The sequence below is a fragment of the Neobacillus niacini genome, assembly GCF_030817595.1.
Taxonomy (GTDB): domain Bacteria; phylum Bacillota; class Bacilli; order Bacillales; family Cytobacillaceae; genus Neobacillus; species Neobacillus niacini_G.
This window is the reverse complement of record NZ_JAUSZN010000001.1, coordinates 5,483,491-5,505,861: the sequence shown is the minus strand read 5'-3', so window position 1 is coordinate 5,505,861 and position 22,371 is coordinate 5,483,491. Positions and strand designations below refer to the sequence as shown.

General features: G+C 38.3%; 30 protein-coding genes. 5 read left to right on the top strand and 25 right to left on the bottom strand.

What is annotated here, in order from left to right:
* Positions 1-70: 70 nt before the first annotated feature.
* From QFZ31_RS26020 to QFZ31_RS26005, 4 genes are all read right to left on the bottom strand, one after another.
* Positions 71-223: an aspartyl-phosphate phosphatase Spo0E family protein gene (locus QFZ31_RS26020; RefSeq protein WP_307308661.1), complete on the bottom strand. Its 153-nt coding sequence runs from the start codon at positions 221-223 to the stop codon at positions 71-73.
* 150 nt (positions 224-373) lie between these two features.
* On the bottom strand, positions 374-778 hold the full coding sequence (locus QFZ31_RS26015; RefSeq protein ID WP_307308660.1) for a YugN-like family protein: 405 nt from the start codon (positions 776-778) through the stop codon (positions 374-376).
* Between the two features lie 88 nt (positions 779-866).
* Positions 867-2,213: a glucose-6-phosphate isomerase gene (locus QFZ31_RS26010; protein ID WP_179595344.1), complete on the bottom strand. Its 1,347-nt coding sequence runs from the start codon at positions 2,211-2,213 to the stop codon at positions 867-869.
* A 485-nt stretch (positions 2,214-2,698) separates the two neighbouring features.
* On the bottom strand, positions 2,699-3,862 hold the full coding sequence (locus tag QFZ31_RS26005) for an iron-containing alcohol dehydrogenase (protein WP_307308657.1): 1,164 nt from the start codon (positions 3,860-3,862) through the stop codon (positions 2,699-2,701).
* 129 nt (positions 3,863-3,991) lie between these two features.
* Between QFZ31_RS26005 and QFZ31_RS26000 the strand changes: the two genes are divergently transcribed.
* Positions 3,992-4,222: a DUF378 domain-containing protein gene (locus QFZ31_RS26000; protein WP_034674139.1), complete on the top strand. Its 231-nt coding sequence runs from the start codon at positions 3,992-3,994 to the stop codon at positions 4,220-4,222.
* Positions 4,223-4,257: 35 nt separating this feature from the next.
* On the opposite strand, the gene QFZ31_RS25995 is transcribed toward QFZ31_RS26000, so the two are convergent.
* The 3 genes from QFZ31_RS25995 to yugI all read right to left on the bottom strand — a co-directional run bounded on the left by QFZ31_RS25995 (position 4,258) and on the right by yugI (position 7,322).
* A complete protein-coding gene (locus tag QFZ31_RS25995) occupies positions 4,258-5,541 on the bottom strand; it encodes a Glu/Leu/Phe/Val family dehydrogenase (protein ID WP_307308654.1) in 1,284 nt (427 codons plus the stop codon).
* Positions 5,542-5,563: 22 nt separating this feature from the next.
* Positions 5,564-6,763 carry an ornithine--oxo-acid transaminase gene (locus QFZ31_RS25990; RefSeq protein WP_307308653.1) on the bottom strand — a complete coding sequence of 400 codons (1,200 nt, stop codon included), beginning with the start codon at positions 6,761-6,763 and terminating at the stop codon, positions 5,564-5,566.
* 154 nt (positions 6,764-6,917) lie between these two features.
* Positions 6,918-7,322, bottom strand: a complete 405-nt coding sequence (gene yugI / locus QFZ31_RS25985; protein ID WP_179595341.1) for a S1 domain-containing post-transcriptional regulator GSP13 — start codon at positions 7,320-7,322, stop codon at positions 6,918-6,920.
* Between the two features lie 206 nt (positions 7,323-7,528).
* Between yugI and QFZ31_RS25980 the strand changes: the two genes are divergently transcribed.
* Positions 7,529-7,744: a helix-turn-helix domain-containing protein gene (locus tag QFZ31_RS25980; protein ID WP_179595340.1), complete on the top strand. Its 216-nt coding sequence runs from the start codon at positions 7,529-7,531 to the stop codon at positions 7,742-7,744.
* Positions 7,745-7,946: 202 nt separating this feature from the next.
* Positions 7,947-8,771 (top strand): alpha/beta fold hydrolase, encoded by an 825-nt coding sequence (locus QFZ31_RS25975; RefSeq protein WP_307308648.1) that lies wholly within the window; start codon positions 7,947-7,949, stop codon positions 8,769-8,771.
* Between the two features lie 25 nt (positions 8,772-8,796).
* Here QFZ31_RS25975 and QFZ31_RS25970 read toward each other — a convergent pair whose 3' ends face one another.
* The 7 genes from QFZ31_RS25970 to QFZ31_RS25940 all read right to left on the bottom strand — a co-directional run bounded on the left by QFZ31_RS25970 (position 8,797) and on the right by QFZ31_RS25940 (position 12,988).
* Positions 8,797-9,060: a DUF1871 family protein gene (locus tag QFZ31_RS25970; RefSeq protein ID WP_307308645.1), complete on the bottom strand. Its 264-nt coding sequence runs from the start codon at positions 9,058-9,060 to the stop codon at positions 8,797-8,799.
* A 25-nt stretch (positions 9,061-9,085) separates the two neighbouring features.
* On the bottom strand, positions 9,086-9,463 hold the full coding sequence (locus tag QFZ31_RS25965) for a PH domain-containing protein (protein WP_307308642.1): 378 nt from the start codon (positions 9,461-9,463) through the stop codon (positions 9,086-9,088).
* Between the two features lie 102 nt (positions 9,464-9,565).
* Entirely contained in the window at positions 9,566-10,798 is a 1,233-nt protein-coding gene (locus QFZ31_RS25960; protein ID WP_307308640.1) for an alanyl-tRNA editing protein, read from the bottom strand.
* Positions 10,799-10,836: 38 nt separating this feature from the next.
* Entirely contained in the window at positions 10,837-11,226 is a 390-nt protein-coding gene (locus tag QFZ31_RS25955; protein WP_307308638.1) for a proline-rich domain-containing protein, read from the bottom strand.
* A 125-nt stretch (positions 11,227-11,351) separates the two neighbouring features.
* Entirely contained in the window at positions 11,352-11,867 is a 516-nt protein-coding gene (locus QFZ31_RS25950; protein ID WP_307308635.1) for a superoxide dismutase family protein, read from the bottom strand.
* Positions 11,868-11,948: 81 nt separating this feature from the next.
* On the bottom strand, positions 11,949-12,161 hold the full coding sequence (locus QFZ31_RS25945) for a hypothetical protein (RefSeq protein WP_307308633.1): 213 nt from the start codon (positions 12,159-12,161) through the stop codon (positions 11,949-11,951).
* An 89-nt stretch (positions 12,162-12,250) separates the two neighbouring features.
* Positions 12,251-12,988, bottom strand: a complete 738-nt coding sequence (locus tag QFZ31_RS25940; RefSeq protein ID WP_307308630.1) for a peptidylprolyl isomerase — start codon at positions 12,986-12,988, stop codon at positions 12,251-12,253.
* Between the two features lie 105 nt (positions 12,989-13,093).
* Here QFZ31_RS25940 and QFZ31_RS25935 point away from each other — a divergent pair, with 105 nt between their 5' ends.
* On the top strand, positions 13,094-13,474 hold the full coding sequence (locus tag QFZ31_RS25935; protein ID WP_307308628.1) for a kinase-associated lipoprotein B: 381 nt from the start codon (positions 13,094-13,096) through the stop codon (positions 13,472-13,474).
* A 38-nt stretch (positions 13,475-13,512) separates the two neighbouring features.
* Here QFZ31_RS25935 and kapD read toward each other — a convergent pair whose 3' ends face one another.
* From kapD to QFZ31_RS25890, 9 genes are all read right to left on the bottom strand, one after another.
* Complete coding sequence (kapD, locus tag QFZ31_RS25930; RefSeq protein ID WP_307308626.1) at positions 13,513-14,133, bottom strand: 3'-5' exonuclease KapD; 621 nt, start codon at positions 14,131-14,133, stop codon at positions 13,513-13,515.
* Positions 14,134-14,305: 172 nt separating this feature from the next.
* Positions 14,306-14,689 carry a hotdog fold thioesterase gene (locus QFZ31_RS25925; protein WP_179595330.1) on the bottom strand — a complete coding sequence of 128 codons (384 nt, stop codon included), beginning with the start codon at positions 14,687-14,689 and terminating at the stop codon, positions 14,306-14,308.
* A gap of 117 nt (positions 14,690-14,806) precedes the next feature.
* Positions 14,807-15,016, bottom strand: coding sequence for a hypothetical protein (locus tag QFZ31_RS25920; RefSeq protein WP_307308623.1), 210 nt, complete (start codon positions 15,014-15,016; stop codon positions 14,807-14,809).
* Between the two features lie 78 nt (positions 15,017-15,094).
* A complete protein-coding gene (locus QFZ31_RS25915) occupies positions 15,095-16,603 on the bottom strand; it encodes a leucyl aminopeptidase (protein ID WP_307308621.1) in 1,509 nt (502 codons plus the stop codon).
* A 118-nt stretch (positions 16,604-16,721) separates the two neighbouring features.
* Positions 16,722-17,339 (bottom strand): 3D domain-containing protein, encoded by a 618-nt coding sequence (locus QFZ31_RS25910; protein ID WP_307308619.1) that lies wholly within the window; start codon positions 17,337-17,339, stop codon positions 16,722-16,724.
* 134 nt (positions 17,340-17,473) lie between these two features.
* A complete protein-coding gene (locus tag QFZ31_RS25905) occupies positions 17,474-17,797 on the bottom strand; it encodes a YuiB family protein (protein ID WP_307308616.1) in 324 nt (107 codons plus the stop codon).
* A gap of 151 nt (positions 17,798-17,948) precedes the next feature.
* Complete coding sequence (locus QFZ31_RS25900) at positions 17,949-18,074, bottom strand: YuiA family protein (RefSeq protein WP_307308613.1); 126 nt, start codon at positions 18,072-18,074, stop codon at positions 17,949-17,951.
* A gap of 156 nt (positions 18,075-18,230) precedes the next feature.
* Complete coding sequence (locus QFZ31_RS25895; RefSeq protein ID WP_179595324.1) at positions 18,231-18,722, bottom strand: NUDIX hydrolase; 492 nt, start codon at positions 18,720-18,722, stop codon at positions 18,231-18,233.
* A gap of 83 nt (positions 18,723-18,805) precedes the next feature.
* A complete protein-coding gene (locus QFZ31_RS25890) occupies positions 18,806-20,023 on the bottom strand; it encodes an NAD(P)/FAD-dependent oxidoreductase (RefSeq protein ID WP_307308608.1) in 1,218 nt (405 codons plus the stop codon).
* A 346-nt stretch (positions 20,024-20,369) separates the two neighbouring features.
* Between QFZ31_RS25890 and QFZ31_RS25885 the strand changes: the two genes are divergently transcribed.
* The gene (locus tag QFZ31_RS25885) at positions 20,370-21,368 is read left to right on the top strand and encodes an NAD(P)/FAD-dependent oxidoreductase (RefSeq protein WP_307308605.1); all 999 of its coding nucleotides are present in this window, start codon (positions 20,370-20,372) and stop codon (positions 21,366-21,368) included.
* A gap of 37 nt (positions 21,369-21,405) precedes the next feature.
* Here QFZ31_RS25885 and QFZ31_RS25880 read toward each other — a convergent pair whose 3' ends face one another.
* Positions 21,406-21,771, bottom strand: a complete 366-nt coding sequence (locus tag QFZ31_RS25880) for a HesB/IscA family protein (protein WP_307308602.1) — start codon at positions 21,769-21,771, stop codon at positions 21,406-21,408.
* 145 nt (positions 21,772-21,916) lie between these two features.
* The gene (locus QFZ31_RS25875) at positions 21,917-22,156 is read right to left on the bottom strand and encodes a YuzB family protein (protein ID WP_307308601.1); all 240 of its coding nucleotides are present in this window, start codon (positions 22,154-22,156) and stop codon (positions 21,917-21,919) included.
* Between the last annotated feature and the right edge of the window lie 215 nt (positions 22,157-22,371).

Sequence of the window (22,371 nt, the reverse complement as noted above, 5' to 3'; positions counted from 1 at the left end):
ACATTAGTTTTCCTAAACGAACGGTCAAAAAAAATACCTTCCCGATTAATGGAAGGTATTTTTTATTGATTTAGTGATTTATCTGTTTATTTTCGAAAACATTTAAAAGAAAATCGAGCTTTTGGCTGCATTGAACAACATTTGGGTTTGAATATCCATATTGTTGAGCTAATTCAATCATTTCAATTCTGGTTTTTTCAATATCAGATAACAAATAGTTCATGCTCGTCTCCACGGCTCTGACCTCTTTTCATGTTTATAACACATTTATATTATTAACCTTAATTTAGGAAATTTTTCACTTTAAAACAAGTAGTCTACATAAAAATATTTGTAATTTTCGTGAACATTATACTAGTACAATATTCACCTTCTACGAGAGTTGGTCAGAACTCAATATCGATTCAAGTTCTTTGACAAGAACTTTTCCTGTTTCAATATACTGTTCAGGAAAACTGGCATCCTTATCCACGGGTTCAGAGAACTGATTTAAGGTCCCTGCACTGATATGGTCATCAAGGCCGATTTGATACTTATGAGACAACAGGAATGGCCTTCCAAGCTCTACTCTACAGTTGTGTGCATCTAACTGACCATCTATGGCTGAAAACGGCAGCCTTAAAAACTGATAGCCCACTTCATCATTTATTTTGTAATCAAAGGCACCGTGATCATAATCCCAGTTACCTCCGATTGAATATCCGATTGGCTTTAGCATTTGTTCGAGCTTATACAAATCAAACTGTTTACCTTCTACACTTGATGGTATTTCAATCATCATACAGCCCCCTTTTTCATCATTATTTATTAGTTTTCCCAAAAAACAAAAAATAGAGTACTGAATTTCTCAGTACTCTATTTTTTTATTAAAGTCTTCTTTCAAGTTCTGCTTTCTTCTCTTCAAATCCTGGCTTTCCTAACAAGGCGAACATGTTTACTTTGTAAGCCTCGACCCCCGGCTGGTCGAAAGGATTTACGCCTAGTAAATATCCACTCATTGCACATGCCTTTTCGAAGAAATAGACGAGGTAGCCAAATGTGTATTCATCCATTTCAGGAATAGATACGATTAAATTTGGTACGCCTCCATCTGTATGTGCAAGCATGGTACCTTGGAATGCTTTATTGTTTACAAAGTCTACGGATTGTCCTGCAAGATAATTTAAACCATCTAAATCACTTTCAGCTTCTTCAATCGTCAATTCATGGCGTGGTTTTTCAACCTTAATGACAGTTTCGAACAAATCACGACGACCTTCTTGTACATATTGTCCTAAAGAATGTAAATCGGTTGAGAAGTTAGCTGAAGAAGGGTAGATACCTTTTTGGTCTTTTCCTTCACTCTCTCCGAATAACTGCTTCCACCATTCAGAAAAGTACTGAAGTCCAGGCTCGTAATTGATTAGCATTTCGATTGTTTTTCCTTTATTATAAAGCGCATTTCTTACAGCCGCATATTGGTAGGCTTGGTTTTCTTCAAGCTCAGAAGTGCTGTACTCTTCTTGTGCTTTCGCAGCCCCCTGCATCATTTTATCAATATCAGCCCCACTGACAGCAATTGGCAATAATCCTACCGCTGTAAGTACAGAGTAACGTCCGCCAATATCATCGGCAATCACAAATGATTCATAACCTTCTTCGGTGGCTAAAGTCTTCAGTGCACCTCTTGCCTTGTCCGTTGTAGCATATATTCTCTTACGTGCTTCTTCGACACCATATTTCTCCTCAAGAAGCTTACGGAAGATCCTAAAGGCAATCGCAGGCTCTGTTGTTGTTCCTGACTTTGAAATAACATTTACTGAGAAGTCTTTTCCATCAAGCAGGTCCATAACATCTCTCATATATGTGGAACTAATGTTATTACCTACAAATATAATTTGAGGTGTTTTACGCTTCTCTTTTGGAAGGGCATTGTAGAAGCTATGCTGCAACATTTCAATTGCCGCTCTTGCTCCTAAATAGGAACCGCCAATTCCGATTACTAAAAGAACATCTGAATCGGATTTAATTTTTTCCGCCGCTTTTTTAATGCGTGAGAACTCTTCTTTATCGTAGTTTGTTGGAAGGTCAATCCAGCCTAAAAAGTCACTTCCTGCACCTGTCTGCTCATGAAGCGAGTGATGTGCAACCTTTACGGCATCACGTAAGTATGTAATTTCATGCTCTGCGAAGAAGGTTAACGCTTTTGAATAATCAAAACGTATGTGTGTCATGTATGTAGTCCTCCAATAAATTTATTTTCAATTCTCACTTTAACGAATGCTGGACAGATTATCAAGAAGGGGCTCCCCTTGTAAGCGTACCCATTTTCGCCATTTTTTTTACATTCATCAGATTTTGTCGAAAAAAAGAAACGAACACCAAAAAGTGCCCGTTCCGTTTTGAATAGCTTTGTTAAATTGGCCTGTTGATTTCCGCTCCACTAAGGAAAGCTTCTTTGAATAATCACCGCAGGGACAGGCGGTCTTTGCCTGTCACGAGTCACTTCGCGCACCTTAGGGCGTGCCGGGGAGCCTCCTCGGCGCTGAAGCGCCTGTGGGGTCTCCCCAGCCCCGTACTCCCGCAGGACATTGATTTACTTCCTCGAATCTGCCCACGCACGAAGAAAATGCGATAGCATTTTCGAGGAGTCTTCGTGCCTTCCGCTCCAATCAACAGGGTGCAAAATCAACATTTAACGTTTAAAATAGTCTTCTGTTTAAAGTGACTCACGATAAATGGCTAACACGTCTTCTCTATTAAGTTTTGTAAAGTTTCCGAATTCGCCGTAGACCATTGCTCTGTCTACCATGAGTTCTAGTTTGCTGTCATCGATATTATAGTCTGCTAGTCGCTCTGGTGCACCGATACTGTTCCAGTATTCACGTAATTTTTGTATTCCTTCAAGGCCTGCTTCTTCAGCAGTTTTTCCTTCTGGATTCACCCCAAAGACTCTTACAGCAAGCTGTTTAAAACGCTCTGGTTTTACCTTAAGGTTATGTTTCATCCAGTGTGGGAATAAAATTGCAAGACCTCCGCCATGTGGGATATCATAAACCGCTGATACGGCATGTTCTAGATTATGTGTAGCCCAATCACCTCGATAGCCCATATTTAAGATACCGTTTAAAGCCATTGTTCCGCTATAAAGGATGGTAGCTCGATGTTCATAGCTTTCGAGATTTTCAAGCAATTTAGGTGCTGTTTCCATAACCGTAATGAGTAATGATTCACACATACGATCCTGGAATAATGTATTCTCTTCCAAATGAAAATAATGCTCTAAAACATGGGACATCATATCGACAATTCCATATATGGTTTGATCCCGTGGAACGGAAAAAGTATGTACAGGATCCAAAATCGAGAATTTCGGGAACGTAAACGGACTTCCCCACCCATATTTTTCATTTGTCTCCCAATTGGTAATAACGGAGCCTGAGTTCATTTCTGAACCAGTAGCCGCTAATGTAAGGACTGTCCCAAATGGCAATGCTTCATTTACAGCCGCTTTTCTTGTAACCAGGTCCCAAGCGTCACCGTCATACTTTGCACCTGCTGCAATTAACTTCGTACAGTCAATAACACTGCCGCCGCCAACAGCTAAGAGTATATCGATCCCTTCGTTTTTACAGATTTCCACCCCTTTACGGGCTGTTGTAATCCGCGGATTCGGTTCAACTCCAGGCAATTCAAACACTTGTGCGTCGATTTCATTCAACAAGTTAATTACATTGTCATAAAGACCGCTGCGCTTAATGCTGCCACCGCCGTAAACCACAAGCACTTTCTTTCCATAACGAGGGACTTCAGATTTTAATTGTTCAAGCTGTCCTTTTCCAAAAATTAATTTGGTTGGATTCCAAAAGGTAAAATTTTGCATGCTATGCACATCCTTTCCACATCCCATTATTATTGAAAAAAAAATATTTTGCAAAGGTTAAACAGATGAATATTTCATTCCAATTTTAGCAACCTATTATTGAAAGTATATTGATAGGAGGAATTTACCTTGAGTACAATTCAAAGAATTGCTCTAATCCTGACAATCATTGGTGCTATAAACTGGGGATTAATTGGTTTTTTTGGATTTAATTTAGTTGAAGCCATATTTGGCGATAATTCAGCTCTTTCTAGAATTATATATGGGTTAGTCGGAATAGCTGGACTTATTAACCTAGGATTGCTGTTCAAGCCAAATGAGCAGCATGTTAGAGAACCACAAACAGACACAACACGATAATAAAAAAATCCTTGCATATTTTTGCAAGGATTTTTTCATATCCATCCTCTAAACTCTGAGGCTTCTACCATTTTTCTTACACCGACCATATATGCCGCTGTACGCAGATTCACATGGTTGAGTTTTGAGATGTCATATATTTGGTGAAACGCACTAACCATTTTTTCACGTAACTTCATTGTGACTTCCTTGTCATCCCAATAATATCCCTGTTTGTTTTGAACCCATTCGAAATAAGAGACCGTGACTCCACCAGCTCCTGCTAGGACATCGGGAACAAGCAGTACCCCCCGCTCAGAAAGAATTCTGGTGGCCTCAATGGTTGTAGGACCATTGGCAGCCTCCACAATTATCTTTGCTCTAATATTTTGAGCATTCTTGGCTGTAATTTGATTTGAAGTTGCCGCAGGTACGAGAATATCACATTCCTGTTCAAGCAATTCTTCATTAGTGATTGTTCCATCAAAAAGGGAAGTAACGGTACCAAAACTGTCGCGGCGACTAAGTAAATAGTCAATATTTAAACCATCCGGATCATAAAGGGCGCCATATACATCTGAAATTCCAACGATAATGGCTCCCGATTTATGCATGAATTTTGCGATGTAACTTCCAGCATTCCCAAAGCCTTGAACAATGATACGAGCCCCTTTTAGGGGAAATCCGCGTAATTTCGCAGCTTCTTCAATACAAATAGCTGCACCCAGTGCCCCCGCTTCTTCCCTCACTTCTGAACCCCCAAGGACAAGGGGCTTCCCTGTTATAAAACCAGGAGAGTCGAACTTCCTGAGACGACTGTATTCATCCATCATCCAGGCCATGACTTGAGAATTGGTATACATATCCGGTGCCGGGATATCTTTGGTTGGTCCGACAATTTGACTAATGGAGCGGACATATCCGCGGCTTAAGCGTTCAAGTTCACCAAATGAAAGGGTACGAGGATTACAAATAATACCGCCCTTTCCACCTCCAAATGGTAAATCAGCAATTCCACATTTCATGCTCATCCACATGGCTAAAGCCTTGATATCATCATCATTAATCTTTGGATGGAAGCGGACACCGCCAATCGTCGGCCCAACGGAATCATTATGCTGTGCCCTGTAGCCGCTAAAAATTTTTACTGAACCATCATCCATCCGTACCGGAATCCGCACTTGAAGCATCCGCACAGGTTCTCTCAACAACTCAAATGCAGATAATGGAAGTCCTAGTCTTTGCAATGCATCTTGAATAACAATCTGTGTTGATGTCAGTAGATTCAATGTTTCTTTACCATTGTCACCCACACTATTTGTTACGTCATTCTTCCCCATTTTGGCACCTCAAATTTTTCAATTAACTAAGTACTTTTTTAATGCGTTCAATCGCCCAATCTAGTTCATCTTTACTTATAATCAGAGGAGGAGCGAAACGAATCACTGTATCATGTGTTTCCTTACATAACAGCCCTTCCTCCTTTAAATCTTCACAATATTTTCGTGCAGGCTCAGTTAACTCTACACCGATAAACAACCCACGACCTCTCACGTCCTTAATTCGCGGATTCTTAATTTCTTTTAATTTACTTACAAAATATTGTCCTAACTCCAGTGATTTATCGGATAGATTCTCGTCAATCAGTACATCTAAAGCAGCGATTGATACTGCGCATGCTAGTGGATTTCCTCCGAAGGTAGAACCGTGTGATCCTGGATTAAATACACCTAAAATATCTTGGTTTGCGACTACACAGGAAATTGGGAATACCCCGCCGCCTAGAGCCTTACCAAGAATATACATATCTGGCTCTATTCCCTCCCACTCACAGGCAAACATTTTTCCCGTACGGGCCAATCCAGCCTGAATTTCATCGGCAATAAATAGAACATTGTTTTGTTTACATAATTCAAAGGCATCTTTCATAAAGCCTTCAGGAGGAATTACAATACCGGCCTCACCTTGAATAGGCTCAATTAAAAAGGCTGCCGTATTGGCTGTAATCGCTGATTTTAAAGCGTTTAAATCACCATAAGGGATTAGTTTTATACCTGGAAGCATTGGTCCAAATCCACGCTTATACTCTGCTTCAGATGACAAGGAAACGGCAGTCATCGTTCTGCCATGGAAGTTTCCTGTGCAGGCGATAATTTCTGCTTGGTCCCGAGCAACGCCTTTTACATCATAAGACCATCTGCGTGCGGCCTTAACGGCTGTTTCTACTGCCTCAGCACCTGTATTCATAGGAAGCGCCATTTCTTTTTTTGTTAATTTGCAAATCTTCTCATACCATGGACCTAATTGGTCATTATGAAAAGCGCGAGAAGTTAACGTTACTTTATCTGCTTGATCTTTTAATGCTTGAATAATTTTTGGGTGGCGATGGCCTTGATTTACTGCGGAATAAGCACTTAACATATCCATATATTTATTTCCTTCAGGGTCTTCTACCCAAATTCCCTCAGCGCGTGAAATAACAATTGGAAGTGGATGATAGTTATTTGCCCCATATTTCTCGGTTTGTTCAATTAATTGCTCTGTTTTCATTTCTGCCGCCATTAAACCTTTTCCTCCGTTTCACCGGTGAATTATGTACGTACATACCTATTGTAGCCGAGCCTGCAAAAAGAATGAACCATTATGAAAAAATCTTTTCAAAAAAAGCCTAGTTCCCGCTGTAATTAGCAAGGCACTAGGCTTTTTAATCATTGTATTATTTCTTAATTAAATCTTCACGCTGAGATTGGTCAATCCACTCTTGAAGCTTGTCTTTTAATGTGTTAAAACCTTGTTGGCCATCAACTTCTGGTACAATTGCAGCAGCTTGACGCTTACGAGGCTTCTTTGGTTTAGCAACAGCCTGTTGTACAGGGGCTTCTTCCGTTGCGCGGATAGATAAACCAATTTTGCCAGCATTTTCATCAATTGATAATACTTTTACCTTAACTTCATCTCCAACTTTCAAATGATCGTTAATATCTTTTACATAACCATGTGTAATTTCAGAAATATGCACAAGTCCCTGTGTATTTTCATCTAATGCTATGAACGCTCCATAAGGTTGAATTCCTGTTACTTTACCTGTTAATACACTTCCAGTTTCGATCTTTTCTGTCATGAAAACACTCCTAAGAAATAATTATTTTTATCTTCTATATACGCAATAAGAAATTATAGCACATTGTAAACATTTAATCAAAAAAGGTTTTCCTCAAAGTCTGATGGAAACGTCAACAAAATGTTTGAATAGGTTTTTTTTTTAGAAAAAAGAATTTTATGATAGAATAAAAATGGGATAATGTCTAAATAGGAGAGGTGATCATTTTGAACACAATTGGCAGTACGATCAAAAATTATCGTGAGCATTTGAAAATGACGAAAGAGGAATTAGCTCAAAAAATAAGAGTAGGAATTCAAACCATTGAAAAATATGAATCTGGCGAACAAATTCCTAGTACTCAAACCCTTCTTAAATTGTCTACTGTTCTTGATATTCCTGCTTCTGAACTATTATTAGACCAACTAGATCAACATATTTAAAATTTCAAAAACACTGTATAGAATTCAAAAAAATAGGAAATCAATATTATATAAGCTTTCTAGTATTCCCCCCTTTTTTGAAGTGGACAACCACATTGGTTTGTCCTCTTTTTTTTGGAAAAAATGTATTTGTAAGTGTTAAATAGGAGTCTACTGGAGAAATTATTATCACTGACATATTAGCAGAAGGTGGGTTGAACACGTGGAAGAGAAGGTTTTTTATCGTAATCAGCTAGTCAATGATATTAATATTTATTATGAACTCTATCCAAACCCTGATTCCAAAAAGACACTTGTATTACTTCATGGATTTCTTTCTTCCACTTTTAGCTATCGACGATTAATCCCTTTTTTAAACAAAGAATTTCAAGTGGTTTCCATTGACCTTCCTCCCTTTGGAAAAAGCGAGAAAAGCAGCAATTTTGTTTATTCCTATCGTAATCTTGCACAAACTGTAATTCAGCTTATTTCGGCACTTGATTTAAAAGAAATTACGCTAATTGGTCATTCAATGGGCGGACAAATTGTCCTTAATATCCTGCATCAACAGCCCGATATTGCCGAAAAGGCGGTACTTCTTTGCAGTTCATCTTATTCCAAGCGCTCTAAACTACCTTTAATTATTGGCAGTTACATTCCCTATTTTCACCTCTATGTAAAGTTTTTTCTTGCACGTTCAGGTATCATGCAAAATCTTCAAAATGTCGTTCATGACCATTCCTTGATTAGTGATGAAATGCTGTTTGGCTATTTACAGCCTTTTTTAAAGGATGAAATTTTCCTGGCATTAACTAGAATGATTCGCGACCATGAAGGTGACCTCTCAACTGTAGTGCTCAAGCAAATTGTCCATCCATGTTTATTAATTTGGGGTGAGTATGACAAAGTTGTTCCGCTATCTGTGGGGAAGCGTTTGAAAGATGATTTAAAGGAATCTGAACTGGTTATTTTGAGGGAAACGGGTCATTTGGTTCCTGAAGAACGTCCTGAGGATGTTTTTCAGCATATTAAACAATTCTTAGCATGAAAAAACGACAGCCTAAGCTGTCGTTTTATATCGTACAAGAGTCGTTATCCTTTATCAGCAGCAGTTGATTAGCAATTTTAATACACTGTTCAAGAGGTATGATTTCTTCAAATGAAAATTCATATATACTTTGTATTCTTGCAGCTAATTCCTCTGGATTGACTAACTCATGAATGGCTTGGATGGTGTCAGCTATCTCCGTGTCATAATCTCCATTCTTTAATTTGAAAGGATCCCATTCATTTAATACATCCACAAATTGCAGATTTGTTTTCATTTCACTTTCCATTTCATTCTCTCCTGCTTCCGCTTTTCTACTTCAGTACATATTCTGCTAATACTGTTTGAAGTTCATAAATGTTTAGGTTTTTGTTGAATTGTTTTTGGAGTGGGAGTGCGTTACCTGAGATCCAGATTTTTAATTCTGCGTCCAAATCAAAGCTCCCAGCGGTCTCGATACTGAAATGGGTAATACTTTTATATGGAATGGAATGATATTCAACTTTCTTACCTGTTAACCCCTGCTTATCCACTAAAATTAGCCGTTTATTCGTAAATATAAATAAGTCTCTAATTAATTTATACGCTTTATCAATTCTTTCTTCACTCGCAAGAATTCTAGCAAATTCCCTTTGTGCCTCTCCAGGGTTCACCTCAGATGCATTTCCCATCATGCCATCAAAAATCCCCATCAAACCCACACCTTTCTTGACCTTTAACTTTTATTATACTCATTTTTGCTTACAATAAAAACAAAGTGTGACATTGACGCCTGAGCTCAGAGGTTTCCACATCTATTGAATGAAATCTAATAAATGCTTGAGCATTTGTTCCCCTGAAATCAGTGCTTCTCCTCCCCCTTGTGCAAATGAATCACTTCCTCCGCCCTTGCCATTAATGAATGGAAGTGCTTCACCCATAACCTTTTTCATACTTGCCTTTTCTGTGGTACCCCTTGCACAAACAAGCTGTAATCTATTTTCATTGTGAGACACAAATAATACGATTGCCTCTTCATCTTTTGCTATAATGTTACGGGCTAATTTTTGTAGCTCCTGAATACCTCTGTTTTGAAAAACCTTACTGACAATTTTACTCTCCTCTTTTTCTAATAAGCTATTTGCCTCATAGTGAAGCAATGCTTCTACTGATTGTTCTAACTCTTTTTCAGCAATTTTTACATTCTCTAACAATCGAATAACTGCATGCTGCATTTCTTTCTCGGGGGCATTCAGGAGTTTCGTTAACTCCAACAGCACGTTATGTTTTTGGCTTAACTGTTTCAAGACACGATTTCCGCAAACAAATTGTACTCGTGTTTTTTTCTTTTGCCTCTCCCAGTCCAATATTTTTATTGCCTGCACTTCACCCGTGGCTTTCGGATGAGTTCCGCCGCAGCCGTTGTAATCGAAGTTCGGAATAATAACAAGTCGGATATCCTCTTTTACTTTGGTCTCTTTTCGAAGATTATAATTCACTAACTCCTCTTCCGTTACCCACTTTGTTTCAATCGGCCAATTTTCAATAATGATTTGATTGGAAAGTTCCTCTACTCGGAATGCTTCAGATTCCAAAAGTTTCTCTGTTTCCAAATCAATTGTCAGCGTTTCATTCCCTAAATGAAAGCTTACTGTCTTGTACCCAAAAAGTTGTTCAAATGCCGCGGAGAGAATATGCTGACCTGCATGCTGTTGCATATGATCGAATCGTCTCTCCCAATCGATAACACCGTGCACAGCTGCGTTTATATCCTCTAATTCCGTTTCGAGGTAGTGACGAACCTCTCCCTCAACTTCCTCTACATTTACGACTTTAATGTTTTCAATTGTTCCAACATCATGCGGTTGTCCCCCGCCTGTCGGATAAAATGCTGTTTGATCCAACACAATATAGTAATTTCCATGTTCGTCTATACTTTGTGTTACAACATTCGCTGAAAATGTTTTTATATAAGGGTCTTGGTAAAATAATTTATTTTCCATGATTGCATTCTCCTTGTCTTTATAATAAGAAAGCCTGTCCTTCAATTATGAAGAAACAGGCTTAAAACGTCTAATTTTCGGACTTATTTATTTCGCTTACCGCTTGGCTTGTTCATTTTTGAATTTCTATATTGTTGAAAACTGCCCATTTGTGGATAACCTTGTTGATAGCCTCCCATTTGCGGATAACCCTGCTGGTAGCCTCCCATTTGTGGATAGCCTTGCTGGTAGCCTCCCATTTGCGGATAGCCTTGATGATGGCCTCCCATTTGCGGATAGCCTTGATGATGGCCTCCCATTTGCGGATAGCCTTGCTGGTAGCCTCCCATTTGCGGATAGCCTTGCTGGTAGCCTCCCATTTGCGGATAGCCTTGCTGGTAGCCTCCCATTTGCGGATAGCCTTGCTGGTAGCCTCCCATTTGCGGATAACCGGATTGTCCAAAAAAGCCGCCTAAATTTTGTCTTTTTGCCATTTATAATCGCCTCCTTACAGTCTACATGCTAGTGTATGTCCGACTGTTTGATAAGCTTAGATAAATGGCCTATTATTGGAGTTGTTTTTTAAAAAAATTAGCTGTCTTAAGTGTAACTAATACTATTATTGTTCCTTAGAGATTTCACCACATGCAATCCCATCTCCAGCATCTCCTTCTGGCTGGGTCATTCCATCATCCTTTTCTTCATGTATCACAATGGTAGTTCCATCTTTTCTAATTAACGTCGCCCTGCCCTCTTTTAGAGTTACATTCGGAGCCATTAATTCGGCTTTTACTGTTCCGTCATCCTCAACAATTAAATTAGGAAGGTCGCCTGCATGCGCGCCCTCTGGGTGCAAAAGACCATGCTTTTTATCATCAGGATTTAAATCCTTTCCAGCTGATTTAAAGTCTGGTTTTTTACATTCACCCTTATCATGAATGTGAACGGCGTGCTCTCCAGAAGGAAGTCCCTTTAAATCGAAGGTCAATTTGACTCCACTGGACACTTCTTGGACGTTAACTTTCCCGACAGAATCTCCCTTATCATTTATCATTTTCACATCAAGTTTTGTGATATCCTTTTCTAAACAACCCGTGAGTAGAATAAGTGGGATGATGATCCAAACTCGTTTCATAAATATCCCCCCTAAGATAGACATTTTTGTGATAGTTTTAACTTCGAGTGGAAAATTTATGTAAAAAAAAGAAACAGCGGCTTAATGTTCACTGTTTCCTTGCCTATGCTGAGACATTAATTTTTCTTCGAGTTCTTTCGCTTTCAACGCTTCCCGTTTAGAGACCTTGATAATAAACCGCATGGTTAGTAGGGCTCCAATCATAAAAATCAAAAATGTAATTGCTGCTGGGCCGTATTCCGATTTATCTTCTGGAAAGTATAGAAATAACGATAATACAAATGACTGGATCATCTTTTTCTCCCTTTCTTTAAAGGAATGTCACTAAATATTTATTATAGCAACAAAAAGTGTATCCCGCCATTATTTGAAATTTAAGAGATTTACTTCAAGACCTTAATCGATTTTATTATTACATCTTCTTCAGGCTTATCCTTAGCGTCCACCGGAGTTTCAGAAATTTTATCAACAATATCCATTCCCTCCACTACCTGTCCAAAAACTGTATGGCGATGGTCCAGCCAAGGTGTGCCCCCTCTTTCTTCATAAGCCTCAATAATTTCTTTTGGGAATCCCGCTTTTTCCATTTCCGTTTTCATTGACGGATCTACTGATTTTTTCGTTACTATGAAAAATTGGCTTCCATTTGTATTAGCCCCTGAATTAGCCATAGATAATGCCCCACGTAAATTAAAAAGATTCGTTGAGAACTCATCCTTGAATGGCGCTCCATAAATACTTTCTCCACCCGTTCCGTCTCCATTCGGGTCGCCTCCCTGAATCATGAAGTCTTTGATAACCCGGTGAAAAATTAGGCCATCATAATACCCTTCCTCACCATGTGTGACAAAATTCTCTACCGCTTTTGGAGCATATTCAGGGAACAATTTAATTTTAACGTTACCCATTGTTGTTTCTATTTCAACCAGTTTTTCATTCTCTGAAACCTCATTTGAAAGTTGAGGATAAACTGCATTTTCCACTTGTTTGCTCCCTTCCTTTTCCTCTGTTTTTGAAGCATTACTCTTAGGAGCTGCTTCCTTTGTCTCTTTGCTTGTCCCACATCCAGCCAGGATAAGCGTACCGATCAGTAGCACTAACCAAATTTTCATTTTCTTCATCACTATCATCCCTCCATTTTATTAATTTAACCGATATTTTTGTTTTTTGCACTTCGTTTTTTATATAATAGGATAAAGGCTACAGAAGATTGAGGAGTGGTTTTTTTGTCAGAATTACAGATTGGTGAAATTGTTACCGGAATTTATAAAACAGGAAAATATATTGGGGAAATAACCGAAGTTCGTCCGCAGCATTATTTAGTCAGAGTTTTAGCTGTTGTCAAACATCCTATGCAAGGAGATTTACATAATCCAAAAGAAGTGGACGTATTGATTTTCCATGAAAGAAAGGCTCTATCATATAGGGAGCAAGCTAACATTCCAAAGCAAATGGTCAAGATTTTCACAGAGGAAGTCCCTGACTATCAAGAGTCATTAAAACAAGCTGTTGAAAAAATGAAAAACGAGTTAACTGAAAAGGCATCAGACTGGGCAGAAATGAGTCTAAAAAGTATCGCATCTCTAGAAAAAGATTATTTCAAATAAATAACATAAGGCCAAATCAGATTGAATGATTTGGCCTTTTATGCGAACTCATTTAATAGTTTTGAAAAATCAATGCGGTCCCCAATTGTAGTTGGTTTTGGCTTTTCTAAATAACGTTTATCCTTTTCAACAAGACGGAATATATTGTAAGTAGTCAACGCGTCATCAAGCGCTCTATGGTGCTTTCCTGTTCCCTCTTTACCATACTCCTGTACGGCTTTCCATAATCCTGTTTGGTTTTGGTCCCCAAAGAACCGTTTATACTCCATGGATAAATCTAATTCCGTTGCTTTAAATGGAAATGCCACGCCTGCTTCTAAACAATTATGCCTTAGTACCTTCATATCCATATTTCCCCAAGTGACAATGGTAGTTTCATACTGATTATTGAATTCTCCTAATTTCCGGACGAGTTCATAAAATGAAATTCCCTGGTCAACCTGCTGCTGTGAAATATGTAAGAATGATTTACAGCGTTCAGTTAGAATTGGGAATTTTAGTGGTGTTACATAGGACGAGAATTGCTCTGTAATTTGATCATCAACAACTGCCACGAGTCCAACCTCAATAATCTCGGCGTAAAAGTCCTTCATCCGGACATTTCGTTCAGGCATTGTAAATTCAAAATCAATAAAGATAGTTTGTCTCTTTTCCTTCATTTTTTCACCACCTTTTTCAGTTTTCTTACTACCATTATATAAAGAAACCTGTACAAAGTATTGTACTAATTCTCTATATTTCTTACATTATATCACGAAATCAACATAAATTTTTTAAATATTTTATCAATTTAACCAAAAAAAGATGGAAAAAATCCCATCTTCTTTACCATCACTTTTTCAATTTAATAACTGCGATTGTACATCTTGAAATACAAATGAGTCGATCCTTTTCATCCGTAATTTTAATATCCCAAACCATCGTTGTTTTTCCTTGGTGCAGAATCGTTCCTACCGCTGTGACGGTTCCTTCGGTAATGGGTCGAACATGGTTGGCGTTAATTTCTAAACCTGCTGCTCCTTCTGTTTCTTTATCAACCAATTCAAAAGCTCCAATACTCGCGACGGTTTCGGCTAGTGCCACGGAAGCACCACCATGCAATAAACCAAATGGCTGGCGTGTTCTTTCATCCACTGGCATAGTGGCAATAACTTTTCCTGGCTCTAAATGTGTTATTTCAATTCCTAATGTTTCAATTAATGTGTTTTTGATCATTCCTCTCTCCCCTTTCATGCATTTTTTCTTTAAAATTTATATATTCTCTTTAACGCTGGAATTTCCCTTTTATGTAAGTACAAAGAAAAAACAGCCGCGAAAGCTGTTTTTTTAATCTTAATAATAAGGTGTTCCATATCCAGGGTAACCATATACTGGAGGACCATAAACAGGATAACCATAATATGGTTGAGGATATCCATAGAATGGACGAGGATAAATTAAGGCACTTCCTAACAATCCGCCAACTAACCCACCTAAAAATGGCAGCCCAAAACCAATAAATCTTTGATCGTGTTTTGGATATGGACTTCGATAATAATACATGCAGCCAAACCTCCCCTTCGCAATACTTGCCTACACTATTTCATATGCGAATAGAGAGTGGATGGGTTGGGCAAATGGTTATTTTTCGATTGGTTCAAATCGTTCTACGAATAGGGCGAGTGTACGAGTCATTACACCCGTCGCTCCTGCAGGACCAAGATCGTGTTCCTTAGATGTCGTAGCAGTCCCAGCGATATCCAAATGAACCCAAGGAGTCCCCTCGGTAAATTCCCCTATAAAGGCACCTGCTACAATGGCATGACCCTCACTACCAGGAGAATTATTTAAATCTGCTACTTTACTGTTTCTAACTCGTTCTTTATCCTTCTCAAACAACGGTAATTGCCACATCGGCTCTCCTGCCTCCATTGAGGCTTCTAATACTTGTTTATACAGTGTTTCGTGATTCGTCATCGCACCGGTTGTATGTAATCCAAGTGCCGTAATAACACCACCTGTTAAGGTAGCAACATCAACCAAATATTCCGCACCATGGTGCTTTGCATAGGTGACAGCATCTGCTAACACAAGACGGCCTTCAGCGTCAGTATTTAACACCTCGATTGTCTTCCCGCTCATTGAGGTGATGACATCATCCGGCTTAAAGGCATTACCTGAAATCATATTATCCGTTGAAGGAATAACAGCGACAACGTTTTGTTCCGGTTTTAATTCCCCGATGATTTCCATGGCACCTAGAACGGCAGCGGCTCCTCCCATATCCGATTTCATACCCACAATACCAGCTTTCGTTTTAATAGAATAGCCGCCTGTATCAAAGGTGATTCCTTTTCCAACCAGTCCAATAACGTCCTGCCATCGTTCTTTCCCTTGGTACTTAAGAACAATCATCTTAGGAGGCTCTGTTGAACCTTGGTTAACAGCTAGAAAAGCCCCCATACCTAATTTCTCAATTTCCTCTTTATCAAGAATTTCAACTTCAAAGTCATATTTAGCAGCTAGCTCTCGGGCATATTCCGCCATGTCCTTTGCGGTAAGCAGATTGCCTGGAATATTTACGAGTGTACGAGCGGAGTTGGTTCCTTTCCCAAAAGCTAGACCTACTGTCAGCGAAGCAGAAATTTCTTCCTTATCCGTACTCTCACTATAGACGGTAATCTTTTCGATTCTTTTTTCCGGTTCATTCGATTTTTGCTTGTAACCCTGGAATTGGTAGGTGGCAAGCGAAAAAGCCTCACTTACAGCATGTGCTGCTTCTAGTTCGTTTACTGAACCCGCTGTAAAGGAATCCAACAGAGCGCCACATTCTTGGAGCTTACTTGCTTTTAACGCTTTAAACGCCTTCCCTAAAGCCTCACACAGCCTCTCAAAGTTGAAATCCTTTTCTTTTCCAAGACCCACAAACCAAATTCTTTTTGCTCCGATTTTTCCGAAGCTATGTACTTTGCTAATATTTTTAAACTTTGCTGAAATATCACCTGTTCTGACAAGCTCTCTTAATTGACCTTCAAATTGTTCATCCAACTTCTCTAAGATACCCGTAAACTTTTCGGGTTTATCAAAAAGTCCAATAAGCAATCCCTCGTGACTTTCTTTGAGGTCAAATTCACTTTTAACATCAAACATGGTATTTCCCACCTCCGTATAAATTACCTGTTCATTATATCGGAAAAATAAATATATTTCGACTTTCTAAGTATTTTATTACATTACTTCAATAAAAATAGCAGGCTATAAGCCTGCACTATTTTCTCTCTGAACCAATATACTGCTGACGGAATACCTGCATAGATTTGTCTTCATTTAAGGCTTGTAACTCCGTTTCAGTAAGTTTTCCATTTCCCTGCTCTATAATATATACTTCGATTTCCTTTTTACCCCACTTGTTATATACGTCCTCAACAGTTTCATAATAAAGATCGACTTTATTTCCTTTAATAGCTCCACCTTTGTCTGCCACAACCCCTAACCCATATCCAGGAATGAATAGAATCGTTCCAATCGGAAAAACCGATAGGTCTGCAGCTACAGTTGAATATAAATCTCGTTTTACTTTGACTCCTGAATAGGTGATTCCATACTCAGGATGGTTTTCATTTTTACCTGTGGATTCATAACCTGCTGTATATCCTGTTGCGATTACTGTTTTTTTCGGATATTTCGACCAATCAAAGGCATCCTCTAGTGCTTTCGGCGACTCTGAGGTTGTGGCGTTGGAAGCTGCATGGGCTTCGAGTTCTACCATTTGTTTAATGAATAGTTTAACATCAATACCTGTGATAGATTGAATAGTCACTAGAATTGCCATCAGGAAAAGAACGGCCATCGCAAAACGCTTTGTCCAATTTTTCAATTTATTCATTTAAAATTTTCACTCCTCCCAAAATATTCATTTCCCAACCTGCAAGGAAATATTCAAAAAGAAGTAAAAACCTATACATTAAAAAAGCTTTTTACCTAAGGTACTCTGAAATCGGAGTAACCCAGGCAAAAAGCTTAAAACATTTGATAACCATTTTTTCGTAACATTTTGATTGTAACACCGGCAGCAATCGCACCGGCTAACCCGCTAAGTAGTATCAGGACATCTGCTGTTGCCAATGACCCTAATTTTTGACCAAGTTCTTGAAACGCTATTTTACTATCTGTTATATATTCGATAAACTTTACCTTATCAACGATAAATATAGCAATAATTGGATAGATAAATGCCATAATCCAGGACATTCTTAAAAGCATATTTAGTATAAAACCAATTCCAAAAAACAACACAAAGAATAATAAAATCGATATAATTAAAACAACAATACTCATCTGCATGGAAATACCTCCTTTACACATCCATTTATTAGTTTACTTAATGTCCAAATAGGAGTCAATCCTTACATATCAGAATATCGTTACCTATACGAGGAAAAATATACAAAAAAAATAGCTTCCCGAAGTATCTCGTGGAAGCATCTTTATAAAATTATTCCTGTTTCTTGCCAGAGCCCTCGCAGCAGGTACATGTTTCAGAACCCCCAAGCAGTAATTGAAAATATCCCGTACCTGAACAATAATCACAATTTTTAGTATCTAAACTAGTCGATTGCATTCTTATCAGCTCCTTTATATATTATTTAAATTTTCTGATAATATATCAAGAATCTAACAGAAAGGAAAGGACGAAATTCAATCAAATTCAGATGAGAAAACGGATACATCATAAGTTTTCTTTCATTTCCTCAGCGTGACTTAAATTATCTAAAAATTAGAAAAATAATTTATAAGCACTATAGTTAAACTGATCACCAGGGTTTAGCCCATCATATCCAGGCTTGGTAAATGTGAGACTTTGTTTGATAAGATAATGCAGCATAATCGAAGCCTCTTTTTCCTGAAGGAGATCTTCAGGTGCAATAAACCTTGCCTCATACAGTTCATTTTCCTGATGTTGGATTTTCCCTTCATCTAATGGTTCGAGTAAAAAGACGAGCATATTATCACTAATTTCTTCTGAAATGACCCCTGTTCTTAGCCCAATCAAACCTTTAACAACGCAATCTATACCGGTTTCTTCCTTTACCTCCCTAACTACTGCTTCATCTGCCGTTTCACCCTCGTCTACAAATCCTGCAGGCAGTGACCATTTTCCCTTTAGACCACCATAACGCTTTTTAACAACCAGCCAATGTCCCTGAGAAGATTTAACTAACCCGCCCACTGCTAGCCAAACCTTTCCTCGCTTCGCTTTATTACTCATTGTAAAGCCTCCTCACCCTCCCTATTTATGTTTATAGTATCAAAAAAAGGACAGATTTCTCTGTCCTTTTTTCAAATTCCTATTTAGAAAACATTAAATTTACCCTTTTTTAATACAAGCCCTGCGCCGCCAATCATGTATAGCGAACGATTATCGACTACTTTTTTCATAAAGGACGCCTTAGCACCAGTTACTTTTTTGCCAAACACAACTCCAATGGCATCGTCATGACCAAGTGAACAAACGGTTCCTTTATTATCAAACGTAAAGGTTTCAAGATCCTGCTTGCCTCTTACCAATGCAGCTAAGTTACGAGCAACGACTTCACCCTGCTGCATAGCAATTTGTGCAGTAGGAGGATATGGACGATTGATTTCTTCATTGATCACAAGTGAGCTGTCACCGATAATAAATACATCATCAAATCCTGGTACACGTAGGTCAGGCTGAACTTTGACACGACCTCTCATTGCTTCAAAACCTGATTTCTCAATGATTGAATTCCCACGTACACCAGCAGCCCATACTACGGTTTCTGCCTTAATTTCACGTGGTTCTTCTTCACCTTTCGCTACGATGATTCCATCTGGAGTACATTCTTTAATTGCAGTCCCAATTAAGAATTCTACCCCTTTACGCTCTAATTGTGATACAGCATAGTTAACTAGTTCAAGATCAAACCCTGGCAAAACAGTTGGTGCTGCTTCTACACAGAGAATTTTTACTTTATGAGAATCTACATCATATTCGTGACATAGCTCAGGTATACGATTTGTTAATTCACCTAAGAATTCAATACCTGTAAAGCCTGCTCCGCCAACAACGATAACTAAACGATTGTCATTCTTTTCTTCTTCCATGTTATAAGTGGCAAATTGATACTCAATATGCTCACGTAATTGACGTGATGAATTTACATTGGTAATTCCAAAAGCATATTCCTTTAATCCCTTAATTCCAAAGGTTTCAGGTTCTCCACCAAGAGCAATAACGAGATAGTCATACTCAACTTCGCCTTTTTCTAGAATTACCTTTTTCTCTTCTTTCTTGATTTCTACAACTGTATCCTGAACAAAATCAACCTTACTTCTATCAATAACATCACGTATATCGTAACGTACACGGTCATGATGAAGTGTTCCTGCAGAAGCCTCATGCAGCCAAGTCGTTTCATAATGGTAATCATTTTTATTAATTAACACGATATCCGCTTCATTTACACCAACAAGCTTTTGCAACCTTACAGTTGTCATTAGCCCGCCATAACCCGCACCAACAATAACAATTTTTGGCTTTTTCAAAGTGATCACTTCCACCTTTTTTATTTAGAGTATTATACTTGTTCTTATCTTCCTCAGGTTGCTACTTTTTTATTTTCTTTAGAGGAAAAAAGTTTGTGATATAATTCACGTACAACGACACAAAAGTTTCCCTTTTTTGTCACAAAAAATTAACATCTATCCTCAATTCATATTATGCTAAACTCTTCACATTATCAAGTGATTTATATAATTATTTTTATAAAAATAGTTTTAAATTTCCCTTGATTAACTACTCTGAATATTCCCCAAAAGTTGTGAGGATTTTATGTTTTTGTGATATTATAAGGAATGGAGTCTGTTACTACATAAGTAAGGGGGATACAGCGTGCAAGAAGATCAAAAAGTTTATGATATTACCATTATCGGGGGCGGTCCTACCGGTCTATTTACAGCCTTTTACGGCGGAATGAGACAAGCTTCTGTAAAAATTATTGAAAGCCTGCCACAATTAGGTGGTCAATTATCGGCACTATACCCTGAAAAATATATTTACGATGTTGCAGGGTTCCCAAAAGTCCGTGCACAAGAACTAATTAATAACCTAAAAGAGCAAATGGCTAAGTTTGAACCAGCTGTTGCTTTAGAGCAATCCGTCGAGAAATTAGAAAAACAAGAGGACGGTACTTTCAAATTAACAACCAATTCGGAAGTTCACTATTCAAAAACAGTCATTATTACAGCAGGTAATGGTGCATTTCAACCACGCCGTTTAGAGCTTGAGAGTGCTGCACAATATGAGCGAAAAAACCTTCATTACTTTATTGACGACCTTAACAAATTTGCAGGTCAAAAAGTTGTCGTTTTCGGCGGCGGTGATTCAGCTGTTGACTGGGCATTAATGTTAGAACCTATTGCAAAAGAAGTAACGATTGTTCACCGAAGAGATAAATTCAGAGCACACGAGCATAGTGTTGAGAACTTGCATAACTCTAAAGTAATCGTTAAAACTCCTTTTGTACCAGCAGAGTTAATCGGAGATGACAGCGGTATAAAACAAGTGGTCCTTACTGGGGTTAATGGTGATGGCAGGGAAGCAATTGATGTTGATGCTGTTATTTGTAACTATGGCTTCGTTTCCTCACTAGGTCCAATAAAAGAGTGGGGCTTGGCAATCGAGAAGAATTCCATTGTCGTAAATTCTAAAATGGAAACAAATGTACCAGGAATCTATGCTGCTGGAGATATTTGTACCTATGAAGGGAAAGTAAAATTGATTGCCTGTGGATTTGGTGAAGCGCCAACAGCTGTTAACAACGCGAAAGCATTTATCGATCCAAAAGCAAAAATCCAGCCTCTTCACAGTTCATCTATGTTTGGCAAATAAAAGCAAAAGGCGCCATTTACGGCGCCTTTCTATTTTATTAACATTCTTCTGGTGTTCCTGCTGCTGTTGCTGTTCTAAACGATGAACCACAGCCGCAAGACGCAATTGCGTTTGGATTGTCAATCGTAAATCCGCCGCCCATCATCGATTGCTTATAATCAACCTTTGTGCCATTTAATATAGGAGCATCCTCTTTAGCAACAAGTATTTGAATGCCATGCTGAACAAAATGAAGATCCTCTTCCTTCACTTCGTGGTCAAATCCCATACCGTAGGATAAACCACTACAGCCACCGCCCTTTACACTAACTCGTAAAAGAGCTCCTTCTTCTTCGTTATGTTTCATCATTTCTTTTATTTGGAGAGCCGCAGCTTCTGTTAAAATAATTACATCGTTACTCATTTATTTTTTTCCTCCTTTTGAGGGTCTTTCTTATAGTATATACACTGTATCTTCCTGACTCAACTAATACGTTTCTTATGAGTATTATATGATTAAAATAAAAGGAGGAAGCGGTTTACGCTCCCCTCTGCTGTATTGAAATATATTAAAACATTGGATTATCGTCTAAATATTGGTAAATATTATCAACTAGTTCATCCGGTGTTTGGCCTGTTACAACTTCTCCATTCACAAGCGCAAAAAGAGTGGAAGCACATTTCCCGCAATACCCAAGACATCCATATTCAATAATATCAAGGTTTGGGTCTTTTTCTAACCTTTCCAGTGCTTTTTGAGCGCCACTGGCGAGATTACTCATACAAAATTCAATAATTGGCATAAACATGGGTATCACCTCTCCATAACATATTATCCTACTATTTTTCAGCCGTTACGTCAAATACCATGTTAAAGGTCAGCTTGTCAATTAAATTCCCATATGTGTTGTCATTTTGTCACAATTCGGCTATACTTTTTAATGAATTTAATGACTATATTACTATATTTTTATCTTTAACTTAGCTTGCTAGGTCTCAAATTTTGATTCAATAAGAGACATGA

Coding starts and splice junctions, on each gene's coding strand:
- QFZ31_RS26020 (WP_307308661.1), bottom strand. CDS start 223: ATGAACTATTTGTTATCTGATATTGAAAAAACCAGAATTGAAATGATT.
- QFZ31_RS26015 (WP_307308660.1), bottom strand. CDS start 778: ATGATTGAAATACCATCAAGTGTAGAAGGTAAACAGTTTGATTTGTAT.
- QFZ31_RS26010 (WP_179595344.1), bottom strand. CDS start 2,213: ATGACACACATACGTTTTGATTATTCAAAAGCGTTAACCTTCTTCGCA.
- QFZ31_RS26005 (WP_307308657.1), bottom strand. CDS start 3,862: ATGCAAAATTTTACCTTTTGGAATCCAACCAAATTAATTTTTGGAAAA.
- QFZ31_RS25995 (WP_307308654.1), bottom strand. CDS start 5,541: ATGGGGAAGAATGACGTAACAAATAGTGTGGGTGACAATGGTAAAGAA.
- QFZ31_RS25990 (WP_307308653.1), bottom strand. CDS start 6,763: ATGGCGGCAGAAATGAAAACAGAGCAATTAATTGAACAAACCGAGAAA.
- yugI (WP_179595341.1), bottom strand. CDS start 7,322: ATGACAGAAAAGATCGAAACTGGAAGTGTATTAACAGGTAAAGTAACA.
- QFZ31_RS25970 (WP_307308645.1), bottom strand. CDS start 9,060: ATGGAAAGTGAAATGAAAACAAATCTGCAATTTGTGGATGTATTAAAT.
- QFZ31_RS25965 (WP_307308642.1), bottom strand. CDS start 9,463: ATGGGGATTTTTGATGGCATGATGGGAAATGCATCTGAGGTGAACCCT.
- QFZ31_RS25955 (WP_307308638.1), bottom strand. CDS start 11,226: ATGGCAAAAAGACAAAATTTAGGCGGCTTTTTTGGACAATCCGGTTAT.
- QFZ31_RS25950 (WP_307308635.1), bottom strand. CDS start 11,867: ATGAAACGAGTTTGGATCATCATCCCACTTATTCTACTCACGGGTTGT.
- QFZ31_RS25945 (WP_307308633.1), bottom strand. CDS start 12,161: ATGATCCAGTCATTTGTATTATCGTTATTTCTATACTTTCCAGAAGAT.
- QFZ31_RS25940 (WP_307308630.1), bottom strand. CDS start 12,988: ATGAAGAAAATGAAAATTTGGTTAGTGCTACTGATCGGTACGCTTATC.
- kapD (WP_307308626.1), bottom strand. CDS start 14,133: ATGAAGGAAAAGAGACAAACTATCTTTATTGATTTTGAATTTACAATG.
- QFZ31_RS25925 (WP_179595330.1), bottom strand. CDS start 14,689: ATGATCAAAAACACATTAATTGAAACATTAGGAATTGAAATAACACAT.
- QFZ31_RS25920 (WP_307308623.1), bottom strand. CDS start 15,016: ATGTATTATTATCGAAGTCCATATCCAAAACACGATCAAAGATTTATT.
- QFZ31_RS25915 (WP_307308621.1), bottom strand. CDS start 16,603: ATGTTTGATGTTAAAAGTGAATTTGACCTCAAAGAAAGTCACGAGGGA.
- QFZ31_RS25910 (WP_307308619.1), bottom strand. CDS start 17,339: ATGAATAAATTGAAAAATTGGACAAAGCGTTTTGCGATGGCCGTTCTT.
- QFZ31_RS25905 (WP_307308616.1), bottom strand. CDS start 17,797: ATGCAGATGAGTATTGTTGTTTTAATTATATCGATTTTATTATTCTTT.
- QFZ31_RS25900 (WP_307308613.1), bottom strand. CDS start 18,074: ATGCAATCGACTAGTTTAGATACTAAAAATTGTGATTATTGTTCAGGT.
- QFZ31_RS25895 (WP_179595324.1), bottom strand. CDS start 18,722: ATGAGTAATAAAGCGAAGCGAGGAAAGGTTTGGCTAGCAGTGGGCGGG.
- QFZ31_RS25880 (WP_307308602.1), bottom strand. CDS start 21,771: ATGAGTAACGATGTAATTATTTTAACAGAAGCTGCGGCTCTCCAAATA.
- QFZ31_RS25875 (WP_307308601.1), bottom strand. CDS start 22,156: ATGTTTATGCCAATTATTGAATTTTGTATGAGTAATCTCGCCAGTGGC.